Source organism: Citrobacter sp. Ce119 (assembly GCF_030334525.1).
In the GTDB taxonomy this organism is placed as follows: Bacteria; Pseudomonadota; Gammaproteobacteria; order Enterobacterales; family Enterobacteriaceae; genus Citrobacter; species Citrobacter europaeus.
This window is the reverse complement of record NZ_JAOWDR010000055.1, coordinates 48502-64192: the sequence shown is the minus strand read 5'-3', so window position 1 is coordinate 64192 and position 15691 is coordinate 48502. Positions and strand designations below refer to the sequence as shown.

Annotated in this window: 17 protein-coding genes; 5 read left to right on the top strand and 12 right to left on the bottom strand. The window is 49.0% G+C overall.

All coding sequences use genetic code 11. The annotated features are described in order from the left end of the window. Positions 1-47: 47 nt before the first annotated feature. Positions 48-2576: a glucans biosynthesis glucosyltransferase MdoH gene (mdoH, locus tag OGV80_RS14945; RefSeq protein WP_286515232.1), complete on the bottom strand. Its 2529-nt coding sequence runs from the start codon at positions 2574-2576 to the stop codon at positions 48-50. Further along, a complete protein-coding gene (gene mdoG / locus OGV80_RS14940) occupies positions 2569-4104 on the bottom strand; it encodes a glucans biosynthesis protein MdoG (RefSeq protein WP_087050897.1) in 1536 nt (511 codons plus the stop codon). The genes mdoH and mdoG overlap by 8 nt, the downstream gene beginning before the upstream one ends. A 271-nt stretch (positions 4105-4375) precedes the next feature. Between mdoG and mdoC the strand changes: the two genes are divergently transcribed. Beyond that, positions 4376-5536, top strand: a complete 1161-nt coding sequence (mdoC, locus tag OGV80_RS14935) for a glucans biosynthesis protein MdoC (RefSeq protein ID WP_193144761.1) — start codon at positions 4376-4378, stop codon at positions 5534-5536. A gap of 24 nt (positions 5537-5560) precedes the next feature. Here the strand turns inward: mdoC and OGV80_RS14930 are convergent, their stop codons facing one another. The 6 genes from OGV80_RS14930 to csgB form a co-directional block, all read right to left on the bottom strand. Further along, complete coding sequence (locus OGV80_RS14930; protein ID WP_286515230.1) at positions 5561-7000, bottom strand: phospholipase D family protein; 1440 nt, start codon at positions 6998-7000, stop codon at positions 5561-5563. After that, complete coding sequence (ymdB, locus tag OGV80_RS14925) at positions 6984-7526, bottom strand: O-acetyl-ADP-ribose deacetylase (protein WP_286515228.1); 543 nt, start codon at positions 7524-7526, stop codon at positions 6984-6986. Before ymdB ends, OGV80_RS14930 begins: the two co-directional genes overlap by 17 nt. A 100-nt stretch (positions 7527-7626) precedes the next feature. Next, on the bottom strand, positions 7627-7947 hold the full coding sequence (locus OGV80_RS14920) for a YmdA family protein (protein ID WP_043015877.1): 321 nt from the start codon (positions 7945-7947) through the stop codon (positions 7627-7629). Positions 7948-8098: 151 nt separating this feature from the next. Then, positions 8099-8431, bottom strand: a complete 333-nt coding sequence (gene csgC, locus OGV80_RS14915; RefSeq protein WP_047412156.1) for a curli assembly chaperone CsgC — start codon at positions 8429-8431, stop codon at positions 8099-8101. A 60-nt stretch (positions 8432-8491) separates the two neighbouring features. Then, positions 8492-8941, bottom strand: a complete 450-nt coding sequence (csgA, locus tag OGV80_RS14910; protein ID WP_043015875.1) for a curli major subunit CsgA — start codon at positions 8939-8941, stop codon at positions 8492-8494. A gap of 40 nt (positions 8942-8981) precedes the next feature. After that, positions 8982-9437, bottom strand: coding sequence for a curli minor subunit CsgB (gene csgB, locus OGV80_RS14905; RefSeq protein ID WP_043015874.1), 456 nt, complete (start codon positions 9435-9437; stop codon positions 8982-8984). Between the two features lie 758 nt (positions 9438-10195). On the opposite strand from csgB, the gene csgD reads away from it, so the two are divergent. The 4 genes from csgD to csgG are packed head-to-tail and all read left to right on the top strand — an operon-like array spanning position 10196 to position 12541. Continuing rightward, the gene (gene csgD, locus OGV80_RS14900; protein WP_003036091.1) at positions 10196-10846 is read left to right on the top strand and encodes a biofilm master transcriptional regulator CsgD; all 651 of its coding nucleotides are present in this window, start codon (positions 10196-10198) and stop codon (positions 10844-10846) included. 4 nt (positions 10847-10850) lie between these two features. Next, complete coding sequence (gene csgE, locus OGV80_RS14895) at positions 10851-11243, top strand: curli production assembly/transport protein CsgE (protein ID WP_043015873.1); 393 nt, start codon at positions 10851-10853, stop codon at positions 11241-11243. A gap of 25 nt (positions 11244-11268) precedes the next feature. Further along, positions 11269-11682 carry a curli production assembly/transport protein CsgF gene (gene csgF, locus OGV80_RS14890; RefSeq protein WP_087052676.1) on the top strand — a complete coding sequence of 138 codons (414 nt, stop codon included), beginning with the start codon at positions 11269-11271 and terminating at the stop codon, positions 11680-11682. Positions 11683-11707: 25 nt separating this feature from the next. After that, a complete protein-coding gene (gene csgG / locus OGV80_RS14885; protein WP_003036082.1) occupies positions 11708-12541 on the top strand; it encodes a curli production assembly/transport protein CsgG in 834 nt (277 codons plus the stop codon). Between the two features lie 45 nt (positions 12542-12586). Here the strand turns inward: csgG and OGV80_RS14880 are convergent, their stop codons facing one another. From OGV80_RS14880 to ghrA, 4 genes are all read right to left on the bottom strand, one after another. Next, on the bottom strand, positions 12587-13069 hold the full coding sequence (locus OGV80_RS14880) for a DUF1097 domain-containing protein (RefSeq protein ID WP_043015871.1): 483 nt from the start codon (positions 13067-13069) through the stop codon (positions 12587-12589). Between the two features lie 100 nt (positions 13070-13169). Beyond that, complete coding sequence (locus tag OGV80_RS14875) at positions 13170-13724, bottom strand: TorD/DmsD family molecular chaperone (RefSeq protein ID WP_043015870.1); 555 nt, start codon at positions 13722-13724, stop codon at positions 13170-13172. Positions 13725-13747: 23 nt separating this feature from the next. Beyond that, entirely contained in the window at positions 13748-14485 is a 738-nt protein-coding gene (locus OGV80_RS14870) for a phosphatase (RefSeq protein WP_043015869.1), read from the bottom strand. Between the two features lie 210 nt (positions 14486-14695). After that, positions 14696-15634 (bottom strand): glyoxylate/hydroxypyruvate reductase GhrA, encoded by a 939-nt coding sequence (gene ghrA / locus OGV80_RS14865; RefSeq protein WP_047412167.1) that lies wholly within the window; start codon positions 15632-15634, stop codon positions 14696-14698. Between the last annotated feature and the right edge of the window lie 57 nt (positions 15635-15691).

Below are 15691 nucleotides of genomic sequence, written 5' to 3'. Positions count from 1 at the left end.
ATAAAAAAATACCGGCACCAGGCCGGTATTTTCACATTACATAACGCTTATTTTTTCCTGAGCGCCAGCGGATTCAGGGTCAGCCCCTGATAGTAATTCACCCATGAAGAATACTTATCAGGTGAATTCCAGACGCGATAGTGCAAACGCGCCATCGTCACCGGATCGCTCAACAGCACCAGGCGGCGGTCACGGTTTAGTTTCTCCGGCGTTTCATTCAGCGCCTGCTCCACATGGCGGTCGCGGGCAATCTCAAGTACGTTACTCGCACGGTGACGCGCAGTCGCCATTGCCGTTGCCAGTGCGTTAAATGACGGGTTAAACACCGCATGCATAAAACCGTCGTCCAGCGTACGCTTGCGGTTCATCACCAGATAGGTATCCGTATCCACCAGCACCTGCGGCGGAGAATACTCCTCCGGGATCAGGAACAGCTTCCAGCGCTTGGTACGTAACCCAACCGTAGAGCGGCTGGAAATAACGGACACAAACGGCGACAGGATCAGCGAGAAGACAATCGGCGCCAGCCAGAACAGGAAACGCAGATCCAGCCAGGCCATACCCACCGCCCACACCAGCCCCAGCAGCAACTGAGACCCGTGACGCATAAACGCTTCACCCCACGGGGTCGAATCGTCATCACGCTGCGGCGAATTCCACACCACTTCCCAACCGAGGAAAGCACTCACGACGAAGACGGTATGGAACAGCATACGCACCGGCGCCAGCAGGACGGAGAACAAAACCTCCAGCAGCAGCGACAGCGTAACGCGGATAAACCCACCGTACTCTTTCGTTCCTTTACACCAGATGAGCAAAATACTCAGCAACTTCGGCAGGAACAATAGGACCATCGTTGAGGCAAACAGCGCGATCGCCAGTTCAGGTCGCCATTGCGGCCATACCGGGAATAGCTGACGCGGTTGCAGGAAGTACTGCGGTTCAGTCAACGCATGCACCACCTGCAATGCGGTCGACAACGCGAGGAACATAAACCAGAGTGGTGCCGACAGATAGGACATAACGCCAGTCAGGAACACCGCGCGGTGAACCGGGTGCATCCCCTTCACCAGGAACAGACGGAAGTTCATCAGGTTGCCATGACACCAGCGACGGTCACGCTTGAGTTCATCCAGCAGGTTCGGCGGCAGCTCTTCATAAGAGCCCGGCAGATCGTAGGCAATCCACACGCCCCAACCAGCACGACGCATCAATGCCGCTTCCACGAAGTCATGGGAGAGGATCGAGCCCGCAAATGAGCCTTCGCCCGGTAACGGCGCGAGTGCGCAGTGCTCGATAAACGGCTTCACGCGAATAATCGCGTTATGGCCCCAGTAGTGCGATTCACCCAATTGCCAGAAGTGAAGCCCGGCGGTAAACAGCGGTCCATAAACACGGGTCGCAAACTGCTGGCAGCGCGCATACAGCGTATCCATACCGGAAGCCTTCGGTGAAGACTGAATAATCCCGGCATTTGGATTCGCTTCCATCAGGCGCACCAGCCCGCTCAGACAGTCGCCGCTCATCACGGAGTCCGCGTCCAGCACGACCATGTAGCTGTACTGATTTCCCCAGCGGCGGCAGAAGTCATCAATGTTGCCGCTTTTACGCTTCACACGACGACGACGACGACGATAGAAAATCTGCCCTTCGCCCTGCACTTCGGCAATCAGCTCCATCCATGCTTTTTGTTCTGCCACGCAGATATCAGGATTGTAGCTGTCGCTCAGGATATAAACATCGAAATGCTCAGCGTTGCCCGTTGCTTTGACCGATTTCCACGTGGCGCGAAGTCCCGCAAATACGCGGTCTACGTCCTCGTTACAGATAGGCATAATCAATGCCGTACGATGTTCGGGATTCAGCGGTTCGTCACCAACCGTTGAGGCGGAGATGCTGTACTTATCTCGCCCAATCAGCAGTTGCAGGAAGCCCATCAGCGCGGTCCAGAATCCCGCTGATACCCAACAGAAAAGCACGGCGAACAAAATCAGAATGCCGGTCTGGAGCATGTAGGGCAGCAGTTGCATAAAGGAGACCCACAAATCCTGCCCCATCATGTCTACAGGATTAATGAATGCCCATCCCTGATACGGAAGGATCGTCTTCATATACCAGGTTGCTACGACCGTTTGCGCCAGCGTTAAGATCAACAGCGTATAGCGGCGAATGGTGCCTACGGTACGCCATTTTTGCTCACTCTCTTGTTCTTCTTTCGTCAACCGAGAAAGATAACGCGGAGTCACATCGCGCCCACGCAGACGATCCCAAAAACGGCCAACCGGGTTGGTACGCCAGGGATCGGGGAACATAGAGGTACGCGTTGCTTTTGGCATCGCCTGCAGTTGATCGCGGCCCTCATCATCCTTAACCAACTGCTCTTTAGCCAGAGAATCCGGCCATGCTTGCTCAAGGCGAGCTTTTACAGAACCCTGCGGTGAATCATCTTCGCGCGAGTAAGTACGATGCTCGGCATCCAGCGCCTGATGAACGGCGCGGATGTCAGTTTTCGGCAGTGCCGCTTTTTCGATATCCGAAAGCGGCATTGCGTCAATATACTCAGTTGTCTTATTCATTGGCAGGTAACTGGTAGCTCCAGGTTTCACTCAGCGTCTGATCGGCATTGACCAAGGCAGCACGCATTTCAGTGGTTTTCTTCACGTCTTTCACTTTCACGCGCAGCATCAAACGCCAACCTTTAGATACCGGATTGTAGCGCACGGTGCTTTCAACGATTTCGCCGTTGTCGCCAATACTGGTTTGTGCGGTAACCGGGGTATCCTGCGGCAGCTTTTTCATATCTGTGCCGGTAAAGTCCACCACAAACGCGATGGTACCGTCAGGCTGACGAATCAGGTTGGACTGTTTTACATCACCGGTAGAACGACGAGTCTGCTGTACCCAGGCGCTATCAGGCGCATGAAGCTTGTCTTCATCACGCGTGAACGTCAGTGTGTACTTGAAGTTCATCTCTTTGCCGGCTTCTGGCAGTTGATCCGGCGTCCAGTACGCAACGATGTTATCGTTAGTTTCATCGTTAGTTGGGATTTCAACTAACTCAATCTTACCTTTACCCCAGTCACCTTTTGGCGTGATCCAGGCGCTTGGGCGCAGATCGTATCGATCGTCGATATCTTCAAAACGAGAGAACTGACGGCCACGCTGCAGCAGGCCGAAACCTTGCGGGTTTTCCATGGCGAAGCTGCTGACCGCCAGATGTTTCGGGTTATTCAGCGGGCGCCAAATCCACTCGCCGTTGCCAGCGTGGATAGACAAACCGTTAGAATCATGCAGTTCCGGACGATAGTTAGTCGCCGGAGAAGGCTGGTTTGGTCCGTACAGGAACATACTGGTTAACGGTGCTACGCCCAACTTGCCTACTTTATCGCGCAGATAAACTTTGGACTGAACATCAACTACCGTGTCACGGCCAGGAATGATGACAAAGCGATACGCTCCGGTTGCACGCGGAGAATCCAGCAATGCATATATGGTCAAACGTTTATCAGTTGGTTTCGGACGCTCGATCCAAAACTCACGGAAGCGGGGAAACTCTTCGCCAGAAGGCAGAGCGGTATCAATCGCGAGACCGCGCGCAGACAGACCGTAGACCTGGCCGGCACCCAGAACACGGAAATAGCTGGCACCGAGCATGCTGACGATTTCGTCGTTTTTATCTTTGCTGTTGATCGGATACAGCACTTTGAACCCGGCGAAACCGAGATCTTTTACCGTGTCTTTATCATGCTGAACATCGCCAAAATTAAAATAATCCGGGCTGTATTTGATTCTTTTCACCGCGGTGGCGGTAACTTCGTTGATTTTGACCGGTGTGTCGAAGTACATACCCTGGTGGTAGAACTCGAGCTTAAATGGGGTCTTGAGATTGCTCCAGTAAGCTTTATCGCGGTTAAACTGGATCTGCTGATAATCCGCATATTTCATGTCGCGGAAAACGGAGGGCAAGTTACTTTTTGGCGCCTCATAGCCTTTACCGGCTAAGGATTGAGCTTGTTTTGCAACATCATCAATGCTGAACGCCCAGCTCGATGATGTGTACAGCGTTAACATAACTGCTGCACCCAACCAACGCATTTTCATCATTTGTAGTTTATGTTTCATAATTAGTAAGCACTTCCCCCTTTGTGTGCTTATATTGATCCGATCCATTTTAATGGATAATCGGGTATTCCGACAACTGAATCCCTGTATTGTTCGCGCGCTGGCTCATGGTTTAATCAGGTTCAACTACCTGTTTTCACTTTGCGTGCTTATCCTGGAGACAGGTTGTTGGACTTCGTGTAGGGTTGCCCTCGAATGTAACCATTATTCGTCTTAGGGATAAGACGAAAAGTCTGAGAATACATAACTGTCTATGAGCTCTGTATCACCACCACGCGAATATTTTCTTGATTCCATCCGTGCCTGGCTAATGTTGTTAGGGATCCCATTCCATATTTCATTGATTTACTCGACCCACACCTGGCACGTGAACAGCGCGGAACCATCGTGGTGGTTGACTCTGTTTAACGACTTTATCCACGCTTTTCGCATGCAGGTCTTCTTTGTCATTTCAGGATATTTTTCCTACATGCTGTTTTTGCGCTATCCCTTAAAGCGCTGGTGGAAGGTGCGTGTAGAACGCGTGGGGATCCCAATGCTCACCGCGATTCCATTGCTTACGCTGCCGCAATTTATCATGCTGCAATATGTAAAGGGAAAAGCAGACAGTTGGCATACTCTCAGCGGTTACGATAAGTACAATGCGCTGGCCTGGGAGCTGATTTCCCATCTGTGGTTTTTACTGGTTCTGGTGGTGTTAACAACCGTGAGCATGTGGGTGTTCACCCTGATGAAAAACAGGCTTACGCAAAGCGATTCCGTCAGCGCGCCTGCGGTGTCAATGACTAAATTAACGCTGATTTTTATCTTGTTGGGTGTCGGCTATGCCGCCGTCAGAAGGACGATTTTCATCCTTTACCCTTCGATTCTCAGCGATGGCATGTTCAATTTTATCGTTATGCAAACGCTGTTCTATGTGCCTTTCTTTATGCTCGGCGCACTGGCGTTTATCAACCCGAATCTGAAGGCGTTGTTTACCACGCCGTCGCGCGGTTGCACCCTGGGCGCTGCATTCGCATTTGTTGCATACCTGCTCAATCAGCGTTACGGCAATGGTGATGCCTGGATGTATGAAACCGAATATGTCATTACCATGGTCATGGGACTGTGGATGGTGAACGTCGTCTTTTCGTTGGGTCACCGTTTGCTTAATTTCCAGTCGGCCCGCGTGACTTATTTTGTCAACGCGTCTCTGTTTATCTATCTGGTGCACCACCCATTAACGCTGTTTTTTGGCGCTTACATCACACCGCATATCTCGTCGAATCTGCTGGGTTTTCTTTGCGGTTTGCTGTTTGTGGTTGGGATTGCGGTCATACTGTACGAAATCCATTTACGTATACCAGTGCTGAAGTTTCTCTTCTCGGGTAAACCGCCCGTGAAGCAGGATAAAAACAAGGCCGTGGCAGGCTAGATTTTCTCGCATTCATCGTGTGGCTCAAAGCAGCCACTCAATGGGTAACACGGATGCCAGCTTTACCAGAACCCGCTTCCAGAATCCTGTGGCGGGTTCTTTTTTTAATACCTGTTCACTGCCGGCAAGTCGGTCAACCCAATTAATTCTTCCCCAACGATCAAGGCGCAGCTGCCAGGCCATATCACGCTGGCTTTGCATAAACCGTTTATGAATCAATCCGGCCAGCACTTCACTTTCAATCACAAATCCCATTTCCGTATTGAGTAGCGTCGAACGGGGATCAAAATTAAGCGAGCCGATAAACACTTTGCGATCGTCAATACTGAACGTTTTCGCATGCAGGCTGGAGCCTGAATTACCTGTTAATCCACGATCGTGAACGACCGAAACGCGATCGCGGGTCGGTTTAAGTTCGTACAATTCTACACCGTAACGCAGCAGTTTTTTTCGCCAGCGCGCATAGCCAGCATGGACGATCGCCACATCATTCGCCGCCAGTGAATTGGTTAAAATAGCAATCTTGACGCCTTTTCTTACCAGTCTCAGGAGCTGCGCCACGCCGGCGCGAGTCGGCACAAAGTAGGCAGAGATAATATCAATACGTTCGGTTGGCGAGCCCATCACGTCGAACAAACGCTGCGGTAATAGCGAGTGGCGCGGCGCTTTCCCTTCTCCTTTTGCAGGATCATCGCTCAGCAAACGTGTTTTCGCCCAAATCAGCGGCAGCGAACGTTGATCGACACTGGACATAAACTGGCTGGTTTCCAGCTTATGCAGATAGCGACGGGTAATATCATCGTTATACCAGGATTCGGGTAGCTCGATACGTTGCACAGAATCTGACTCAGACATCTCAAGCACGTTTTGCAACGTTGAAACCGAGCGGCAGCGCCAATAACGCTCGAAATCATCCGCAACGTCTTTGACAACCGGTCCGATAGCCATGACATCCAGGTCGGAAAACAGCGGTTGTTCACCCGCACCAAAATAGGCATCGCCAATATTACGCCCACCAACGAGAGTCACTACACCGTCAGCGGTAAAACTTTTATTGTGCATGCGACGATTAAGCCGGGCAAAATCGGTTAAATAGCCCAGCGCGCGCAGAATGCGAAAGGAAAAGGGATTAAACAGGCGAACTTCAATATTAGGGTGATTGTCCAGCAGACACAGCGTGTCATCCAGACCTGGCGTGTTGTTATCATCCAGCAACAAACGCACCCGGACGCCCCGCTTCGCCGCAGCCAGCAAAACGGAAAATAGCAATAGCCCGGACATGTCGTTTTCCCAGATGTAATACTGCACATCAAGGGTACGTTCCGCCATTTCCGTTAACCGATAGCGAGCTGCAAACGCATCGAGGCTATCATCCAACGCAAGAATGCCGCATTCTCCCGGGTGGTTTTCGCAAAGTGGCGTGATGGCGCGCTCAAGTCGGGTCATATCAGTCCGTGTTATCATCGCCTTGTTGTGTTAGCAACCTCTTATAAAGTTGAGCGTTTTCTTCATCAAAGCACACGAAGTATATCTGATCAGGAAGTGCGCGGCGGGTAATAAATTTCAACATCGTTTTTACCGCTATTTCTGCCGCTGCGGCGCGGGGATAGCCATAAGCCCCGGTGCTGATCGCCGGAAAAGCAATGGATTGATACCCATTAGCCAGGGCCAGTTGCAGCGTGTTTAAGTAAGCTTCCTCGAGTCGTTCGGCCTCATGATGACCTCCACCTTGCCAGACAGGTCCTACGGTGTGGATGACCGCTTTTGCCGGAAGGTCCCCCGCCAGAGTGATAACCGCATGCCCCGTCGGACATTCTCCTTGTTGCTGGATTACCTGTTTGCAGGCCGCCAATAATGCGGGTCCGGCAGCGCGATGGATCGCGCCATCAACGCCACCGCCGCCCAGTAGTGATGAATTGGCCGCGTTGACAATCACATCAACAGCGACCGTCGTAATATCGCCATGTAACACATGAACACGCGATTGCATAAGTACCCCCTGACAAAACACTATTCGTTAAGTGTACAGCAGGGTTTTCCTTGAAATCTCACTTTTTAACCGCAAGTGTGCATATCTACGCCACAGCGACTCATTTATATTCAATATTAAGAATTGCCATGTTTTTTTGTTCATTGAGGTAGTGCATTTTGACTGTGGCAATTTGTTGCACGTTCTGAGAGGTTGTCGCGAGCTGTTGTTGATTGTAGAGGCTATTCCGGGTAGTGCCGTCACGCATACATGATAATTCAATTTGCTGCTGCTGGGTGTTCACGTCGCAAGGCGATTCAACGATTGCACCGCGAAAATGAATAACCCCGCCGGTTGTGATTTGCTGCGCCATTGTGGGGAGAGTCAAAAGAGAAAAAGTACACAAACTGGCACTTAAAATACGCTTTAATAATGTACACATAAGGGTTCCTCAATGATTAGCCATCCTTGAGGGATCGAAATGATCCTTCACCGCTGCGATTAACGATCAAATACAAACGTTCACACGTTCCTATATTCATAGAACAGCACCGCATTCCCAGCCACACCCTTAATGCAAATAAAGCAAAAAATTATGGATGACTGTTTGAGTCAGGCCATTGTTGTGATAGATGCAGAGACTGCCCATCTGAAACGGTAACGATAATTTTGACTGAATCTTCAGGTGAAATATTAAAGCTCAGTTTGGTTAATTCAATCGGCCGATTAGCAGGGACCGAAAGGCTTGTTTTCTGCTGCGATTGGCTTTGCCCCCCCTGCCCTTTGCGTATGGCAAGGACCTGAACCTCACATACGCAAGGCTGGGTTAACGTCACCTGAGGAATAATGGTGTACATATCACCTTGCTGAGTTGTATTAAATGTTATTTGATTTGCCAGCGCGGCAATGAGTAATAACGTATGCATCTTATTCTCCCGAAAAAAAACAGGGCTCACGCCCTGTTTATTATCAGTCAGAAAACTGAATTAGTGTTGGTTAGCTGTGGCGTTGTTGCCAAATCCAACCTGGCGGATCAGGACGTTGGAGTCAGATGCAGTCTGATTAACCAGCGCACCGTTACGGCCACCGAACTGGGTTACACTAATATCAGCATTTTTAGCATTCCACTGATCGATAGTAGCGCTGTTCTGGAAGCCAGTCTGTTTCAGGTTAATGGTACTGTCATCAGCGCCCTGACCCACTACAGCCCCGTTGCCACGCCCGTTTTGTGTGATGGTGACATCTGATTTACGAGCATCACTTTGCAGAGCATTCGCTACGTTGCCAGTCCCATATTGGTAGATACTCATTGAAGAGTCCGGGCCATAGTTACTACCGCCACCATGATGATTGCCGCCCCATTGCGGAACAACACCAGCCAGAGCACTGCCAGAAACTACGATTGCTGCGAATGCTGCCACTTTTAAAAGTTTCATGGTAAACCCCCATCGGATTGATTTAAACGTCGTTAATGGATTAGCGTTGAGTAACGCGAATTGCCATTTGCGACTGTCTCTGCACCACAACTGCTGTTTTTTGTGTACCGTACTGAGTAATATTGGCTTTATTACCAGAGCCTTTCTGGATAATCACCGCCGTATTACCGTATGACCCTTGTTTAATACTCGCATCATTGGAACTACCCGTTTGATCAATATATGCAAAGTTATATGATCCAGTCTGGTCTGTTTTCGCTCGGTTACCAGAACCTTCTTGCGAAATAACCGACAATAACTTCGAGCCCCCCTGGCGAATATTTGCACTGTTCGCAGTGCCAACCTGACCAATAATGGCTGCCTGATTAAATGAAGACTTACTTAATTCATTTACCGCAAAGTTATATTCTGAATTAGCCAAGTCATAACTTGTTGCGGATGCAATCCCAGGCACACCCAGCATTGTAAACATCATAAATAACAACTTGTTTTTCATGTTGTCACCCTGGACCTGGTCGTACATAAGGTTAAATTATTTACCACTCAAATTGTTGTTAACGTGACTTACATTTGTTAACGCCACGTTACGATGAAGAGTATGTCCGTTGAAACATTTTAAATAACTCACCCGCCAGTTGTATTTTTATATCCAGATTCACACCAAAGTACTAATTAACAGCAGAAAACACCGTTACTGCGCTGTTTTTTATTTCTTCTGTAACCTGAAGATTGAATTTCTATGCAGTAACAAAAAAACGCCTCTCCCGCGTTTTCTGGGCCTTGCAGATGGTTCCGGGATAGTGCTCGGTACAAGTCGTGACAAGCATCATTTTTTTCTATCTAAAATTGTTCAACTTAAAGTGAGACAAAAATATCAGAATTCATTAGAAATCTAAAACCATCTAATTATAGTTTTAACCATTAAAAATCAACAACATATTATAATTTGTATGATTTTTTAAATCTATGCAATAACGCTAAAATGTACAACTTTACTATCAAATCTAAACTACACAAAAACCCAAAAATCACAATTTAATATATAAATTTACATCCAGTTACATGTTTAACACTTGCTTTAAGATTTGTAATAGCTAGATTGAAATCAGTTGAAGTCCATTTGTTTTAATATTTTCACCCCATTGGGTCGATATTTTATTTCTACACAGCAGTGCAACATCTGTCAGTACTTCTGGTGCCTCTATTTTAGTAGAGACAGCTGTCAGGTGTGCGACTAAAAAGTGGAGTTTCATCATGTTTAATGAAGTCCATAGTATTCATGGTCATACATTATTGTTGATCACTAAACCATCCCTGCAGGCAACTGCGTTATTACAGCATTTAAAGCAGTCGCTGGCGTTAACCGGAAAACTACATAATATTCAACGTTCTCTGGATGATATTTCCTCCAGCTGCATTGTTTTACTGGATATGATGGAGGCAGATAAAAAACTGATCCATTACTGGCAAGATAATTTGAGCAGAAAAAACAACAATATAAAGACTTTATTGTTGAATACCCCAGATGATTATCCTTACCGGGATATTGAAAACTGGCCGCACATCAATGGCGTATTCTACGCAACTGAAGATGAACAGCGTGTAGTCAGCGGATTGCAGGGGGTGTTGCGTGGCGAATGCTACTTCTCGCAAAAGCTAGCCAGCTACCTAATCACGCATTCCGGGAACTACCGCTATAACAGCACGGAGTCGGCATTACTTACTCACCGTGAAAAAGAGATCCTTAATAAACTGCGTATCGGTGCCTCAAATATTGAAATCGCACGTTCACTATTTATTAGTGAAAATACGGTGAAAACACATCTTTATAATCTTTTCAAAAAGATAGCTGTCAAAAATCGTACGCAGGCGGTCTCGTGGGCCAATGATAACCTCAGGCGATAAAGCCATGAAACGCTATTTGACCTGGATTGTGGCAGCAAATTTGCTCTTTGCTGCCGGGAATCTACACGCGGCTGTAGAGGTGGAGGTTCCCGGACTGTTAACTGACCACACGGTCTCTTCCATTGGCCATGATTTCTACCGGGCCTTTAGTGACAAGTGGGAAAGCGAGTACACAGGAAACTTAACCATTAATGAAAGACCCAGTGCACGTTGGGGAAGTTGGATCACCATAACGGTCAATCAGGACGTTATCTTCCAGACTTTTTTATTCCCGACGAAAAGAGACTTCGACAAAATTGTGGTCTTTGCATTGGCAGAAACTGAGGAAGCATTAAATCGTCGGCAAATAGATCAAACACTATTAAGCACGAGCGATTTAGCGCGCGATGAATTCTAAAACATGATTTTGTCCGGAGGCTTTCATGCGTGTCAAACATGCAGTGGTTTTGCTCATGCTGATTTCACCATTAAGTTGGGCCGGAAATATGACGTTCCAGTTCCGCAACCCTAACTTTGGTGGCAACCCAAACAACGGTTCTTTTTTACTCAACAGCGCCCAGGCACAAAACTCGTATAAAGATCCGAGTGGCGATGATTTCGGGATTGAAACGCCATCTGCGCTGGATAACTTTACCCAGGCGATACAGTCGCAAATACTTGGCGGCTTACTTACCAATATTAATACCGGTAAGCCTGGGAGGATGGTCACCAGCGATTTTATCGTTGATATCGCCAACCGGGATGGGCAACTGCAACTTAATGTCACGGACAGGAAAACGGGGAGAACGTCGACTATCGAAGTGTCAGGTTTACAAAATCAGTCGACCGATTTCTAAATTATAGCCACGAAAGGAAAAAATCATGCAGCGCTTACTTATCATGGTGGCAGTAATTTTACTCAGCGGATGTCTAACAGCCCCGCCGCAAGAAGCCGCTAAGCCGACATTAATGCCCCGAGCCCAAAGCTATAAAGACTTGACGCATCTGCCCATGCCTACAGGTAAGATCTTTGTGTCGGTTTACAATATCCAGGATGAAACGGGTCAGTTTAAACCTTACCCGGCGAGTAACTTCTCAACCGCCGTCCCGCAAAGCGCTACGGCTATGCTAGTCACCGCGTTGAAGGATTCTCGTTGGTTCGTCCCACTGGAACGTCAGGGGTTACAGAACCTGCTTAACGAACGAAAAATCATTCGTGCGGCTCAGGAAAACGGCACTGTTGCCATTAATAACCGCATCCCTTTGCAATCTTTGACCGCAGCAAACGTCATGGTGGAAGGGTCAATTATTGGTTATGAAAGCAACGTTAAATCGGGAGGTGTTGGTGCGCGCTATTTCGGTATTGGCGCCGATACGCAATACCAGCTCGACCAGATAGCGGTGAACCTACGCGTGGTTAACGTCAGCACCGGCGAAATTCTCTCATCGGTGAATACCAGCAAAACTATTTTATCTTATGAAGTACAGGCTGGGGTATTCCGTTTCATTGACTACCAGCGACTGTTGGAAGGTGAAATTGGTTACACCTCTAACGAACCGGTCATGCTGTGTCTGATGTCAGCAATCGAAACCGGTGTTATCTTCCTGATTAATGATGGGATTGATCGCGGATTGTGGGATTTGCAGGACAAGAAACAGGTTGATAATGACATTCTGGTTAAATACCGCCATATGTCGGTACCTCCGGAATCCTGAGAGCTCTCTCTGGCATAAAAAGCGTGAGGAACCCCTCACGCTTTTTTATTTACTGGTCAGCGTAGACGATAGTCGATTTTCACGGCGAGACGCCAGCCACAGCCCGCTGTTTTTCATCGCATAGCCGAATATCAGACCTAGCGCCAGAGACGGCACGACCAACTGCCAGTCCCCCTGCCCTGCAAACGTTGCACATGCGCCAATAAACGTGCCTGGCACAAATGAAAGCAACCATTGCTTTGCCTGGATACACATCAGAAACGCGACGATTCCCGTTATGACATAACCAATAACGTCCATATGTGGGGCAAGCGCGCTACCGTTAATAATCACCAACGCCCACACCACACCGCTTAGCAGCGTACACGCCGAGATCCACAGCCCTTTCAGCCCACCCTGCGGACAGGCGAAATAGGCCGTGCAGCCCAGAAAGCCAGCCCAACTGAGTAAGCCAAGAGAAACGGCCACCCATCCCCAGATCCCAGAGAGAATGCCCGTTGTGATTGCAATTGAGAGAAGTATGTTCATGCCGCGTATCTTAGCAGAAAAACGGCATAGGAATGAGATCGTGCACACAATTTATGCAAGTGATGAATTGCGTTGCAGTTTAAAGTGACTTACATCACATTTATTCTTCCGTATCTTCCTGCAATTCGTCCCACATCGCGCCAATAGCATCACGCGTTAACGGTGCCATGGTACGCCAGAATGGCGTGTTTGCGTGCGCTTCAACTTTGCCAAGGAATGAACCACACCAGGGCAACAGGTACTCCACAAACAAGGTTTCTAGTGCTTCACTTTCATCTTCCGCAGACTGGTCTTCAAGCCATGAAGCCGCCAGCAACAGCGTACCAATATGATCTGCAGGCGTATCTGCCAGCGGCATGCCGCGGGCAGAAAGAAATGCACGAACATCGGATTCTTTCGCCCCTTCTACCCAGGCGCTACGATAAGGCGGCACCGCACACTCGTCGCCGACAAAAAGCGCGTTGTAATCCGCAGCCAACTGAGGCATATCGCAGTTTTTCTGCAGGCGAGTAAGTAATTCGTCTTGTTCCAGCGGCCAGTTGGCGGAGAGTTTACCTTCGCTAATCAGGGTAAACAGGGGAACCAGTAAAGGATCCTGAGGCTGGCGGTAAAACAGCGAGCCCAGTACACGACACAGGATAGAAAACTCGTTCATTCATTTATTCCAGTTAGTAACAATTACAGTTCAGCAAATTCCGCGATCGGCTCCATGCCTCGCGATTCCAGAAACGCCAGCAGGCGTTTGGGTGTGACGTTTAAAATTCTGTCTTCCGGGAAATTCACATCATCGAGAATTTTACGGCATTCGCCAAATTCTCCCAATGTGAAAGCGGTATGTGAATCCGATCCTAACGCCACCCAGCCCCCGGCATCACGCACAGCCGCAGCGACCGCGCGGCAATTGTCTTCACTGCCCTTACGTGAATGCAAAAACGAGGAGTTATTGATTTCCAACGCGACCTGATATTTTGCCGCCGCCTGCGCAATCGCCGTGATATCAACGGGATACTTTGGATTTCCCGGATGGCTGATGATGTGCACATGACCACTGGCCATCGTGGCGATCATCGCCTGGGTATTAGTGTCTTTATCGTGAGGTGCAAAAACCGGCTCATGGAAGCCCGCAATGATCAGATCCAGGGAGGTAAACATAGGACCTGAGCAGTCAATTTCGCCTTCAATATTCTTAATATTCGCCTCAATGCCGCGCAGGATCCCTACGCCGTCCACAATACGAGGCCAAATGCGCATATTAATAAAGTGCCAGTGATGAGGCGCATCCGCCATGTCCGGTCCATGATCGGTAATGGCAAACAGCTTGATGCCTTTGCGACGGGCTTCAGCGATGTAATCGCTTAAGGTGCTGTAGGCGTGGGTGCTGGCGACGGTATGCATATGCAGGTCAACGGGATACATAACTCTCTCCTGTAGTCATTTTCCGTCAAGGATAGCAGGTATCGCCGGCATTAATACCCTAAATAATGCGAGTTGCAGGCAGGCGGCAAGGGAGTGACACCCACATCACTTACTGCAGTAGGTGATGCGGGGAACAAACGTAGCCAACGCACATGCAGCTTGAAGTATGACGGGTAGTTTAGCTGAAACCCGGCACTTGCCGGGTTACCATCAGTATCCCCGCACGCGATCGACCTGACCGGTGACGGATTTGCCACTTTCCAGGCCCATAATCGTACGGGAGATATAGTCCACCGCCTCTGCCGGGCGCGTTACCGCGGCAATATGCGGCGTCATTGCCACACGCGGATGTTTCCATAGCGGGCTGGTTTCCGGCAGCGGTTCGCGGCTGTAGACATCCAGCATAGCGCCTTTCACTTTGCCGCTGTCCAGTGATGCCAGAAGATCGTCTTCATTGAGATGAACACCACGCGCCAGGTTCAGCACATAGGCTCCGTCCTGCAATTGGTTGAGTAAACTCGCGTTAATAATGCCTACGGTTTCTGCTGTATTGGGAAGGAGGTTGATAAGCACCCGAGTTTGGCTCAAAAACGCGCCCAGTTCCTCGGTACCGGCAAAGCTTTCCACACCAGACCAGGATTTACGCGTGCGGCTCCAGCAGCGTAGCGGGAACCCCCATGCTTGCAGACTTTCTGCAACTTTTGCGCCCAATACCCCTGCCCCCATGATCCCGACGCTAAACTCATTGCGGGAATATTCTGGCAACGGCTGCCATTTCGCCTGGTTTTTTAATGCCTGATAATCATCAAAGCGGCGAAACCAGTGCAGTACCTGACTGACCGCATATTCCTGCATTTGCAGGCCCATACCCGTATCTTCCAGACGGAAAAGTGGGATCGAAGCATCCAACATTTCCGGATGAGCGTTCAGTTTACTAAGAATAGAATCAACACCCGCCCCCAGCGCGAATACGGCTTTTAATTTTCTTCCGGCGAGCATTTCAACCGGAGGATGCCAGACCAGCGCGTAGTCAGCATGCGCATTATCACCCGTTTTCCACTCACGGACGTTCGCGCCAGGTATGGCCTTTGTCAGCGCATTAAGCCACCAGCTCGTATCGAATGTTGGGTGATAGAAAATTATATCCATAGAGTCTCCTGAACATTGTTATGCGGAACTTTCTCGCACTTATTATCATCATTTTCC

Coding starts and splice junctions, on each gene's coding strand:
- mdoH (WP_286515232.1), bottom strand. CDS start 2,576: ATGAATAAGACAACTGAGTATATTGACGCAATGCCGCTTTCGGATATC.
- mdoG (WP_087050897.1), bottom strand. CDS start 4,104: ATGATGAAAATGCGTTGGTTGGGTGCAGCAGTTATGTTAACGCTGTAC.
- mdoC (WP_193144761.1), top strand. CDS start 4,376: ATGAGCTCTGTATCACCACCACGCGAATATTTTCTTGATTCCATCCGT.
- OGV80_RS14930 (WP_286515230.1), bottom strand. CDS start 7,000: ATGATAACACGGACTGATATGACCCGACTTGAGCGCGCCATCACGCCA.
- ymdB (WP_286515228.1), bottom strand. CDS start 7,526: ATGCAATCGCGTGTTCATGTGTTACATGGCGATATTACGACGGTCGCT.
- OGV80_RS14920 (WP_043015877.1), bottom strand. CDS start 7,947: ATGTGTACATTATTAAAGCGTATTTTAAGTGCCAGTTTGTGTACTTTT.
- csgC (WP_047412156.1), bottom strand. CDS start 8,431: ATGCATACGTTATTACTCATTGCCGCGCTGGCAAATCAAATAACATTT.
- csgA (WP_043015875.1), bottom strand. CDS start 8,941: ATGAAACTTTTAAAAGTGGCAGCATTCGCAGCAATCGTAGTTTCTGGC.
- csgB (WP_043015874.1), bottom strand. CDS start 9,437: ATGAAAAACAAGTTGTTATTTATGATGTTTACAATGCTGGGTGTGCCT.
- csgD (WP_003036091.1), top strand. CDS start 10,196: ATGTTTAATGAAGTCCATAGTATTCATGGTCATACATTATTGTTGATC.
- csgE (WP_043015873.1), top strand. CDS start 10,851: ATGAAACGCTATTTGACCTGGATTGTGGCAGCAAATTTGCTCTTTGCT.
- csgF (WP_087052676.1), top strand. CDS start 11,269: ATGCGTGTCAAACATGCAGTGGTTTTGCTCATGCTGATTTCACCATTA.
- csgG (WP_003036082.1), top strand. CDS start 11,708: ATGCAGCGCTTACTTATCATGGTGGCAGTAATTTTACTCAGCGGATGT.
- OGV80_RS14880 (WP_043015871.1), bottom strand. CDS start 13,069: ATGAACATACTTCTCTCAATTGCAATCACAACGGGCATTCTCTCTGGG.
- OGV80_RS14875 (WP_043015870.1), bottom strand. CDS start 13,724: ATGAACGAGTTTTCTATCCTGTGTCGTGTACTGGGCTCGCTGTTTTAC.
- OGV80_RS14870 (WP_043015869.1), bottom strand. CDS start 14,485: ATGTATCCCGTTGACCTGCATATGCATACCGTCGCCAGCACCCACGCC.
- ghrA (WP_047412167.1), bottom strand. CDS start 15,634: ATGGATATAATTTTCTATCACCCAACATTCGATACGAGCTGGTGGCTT.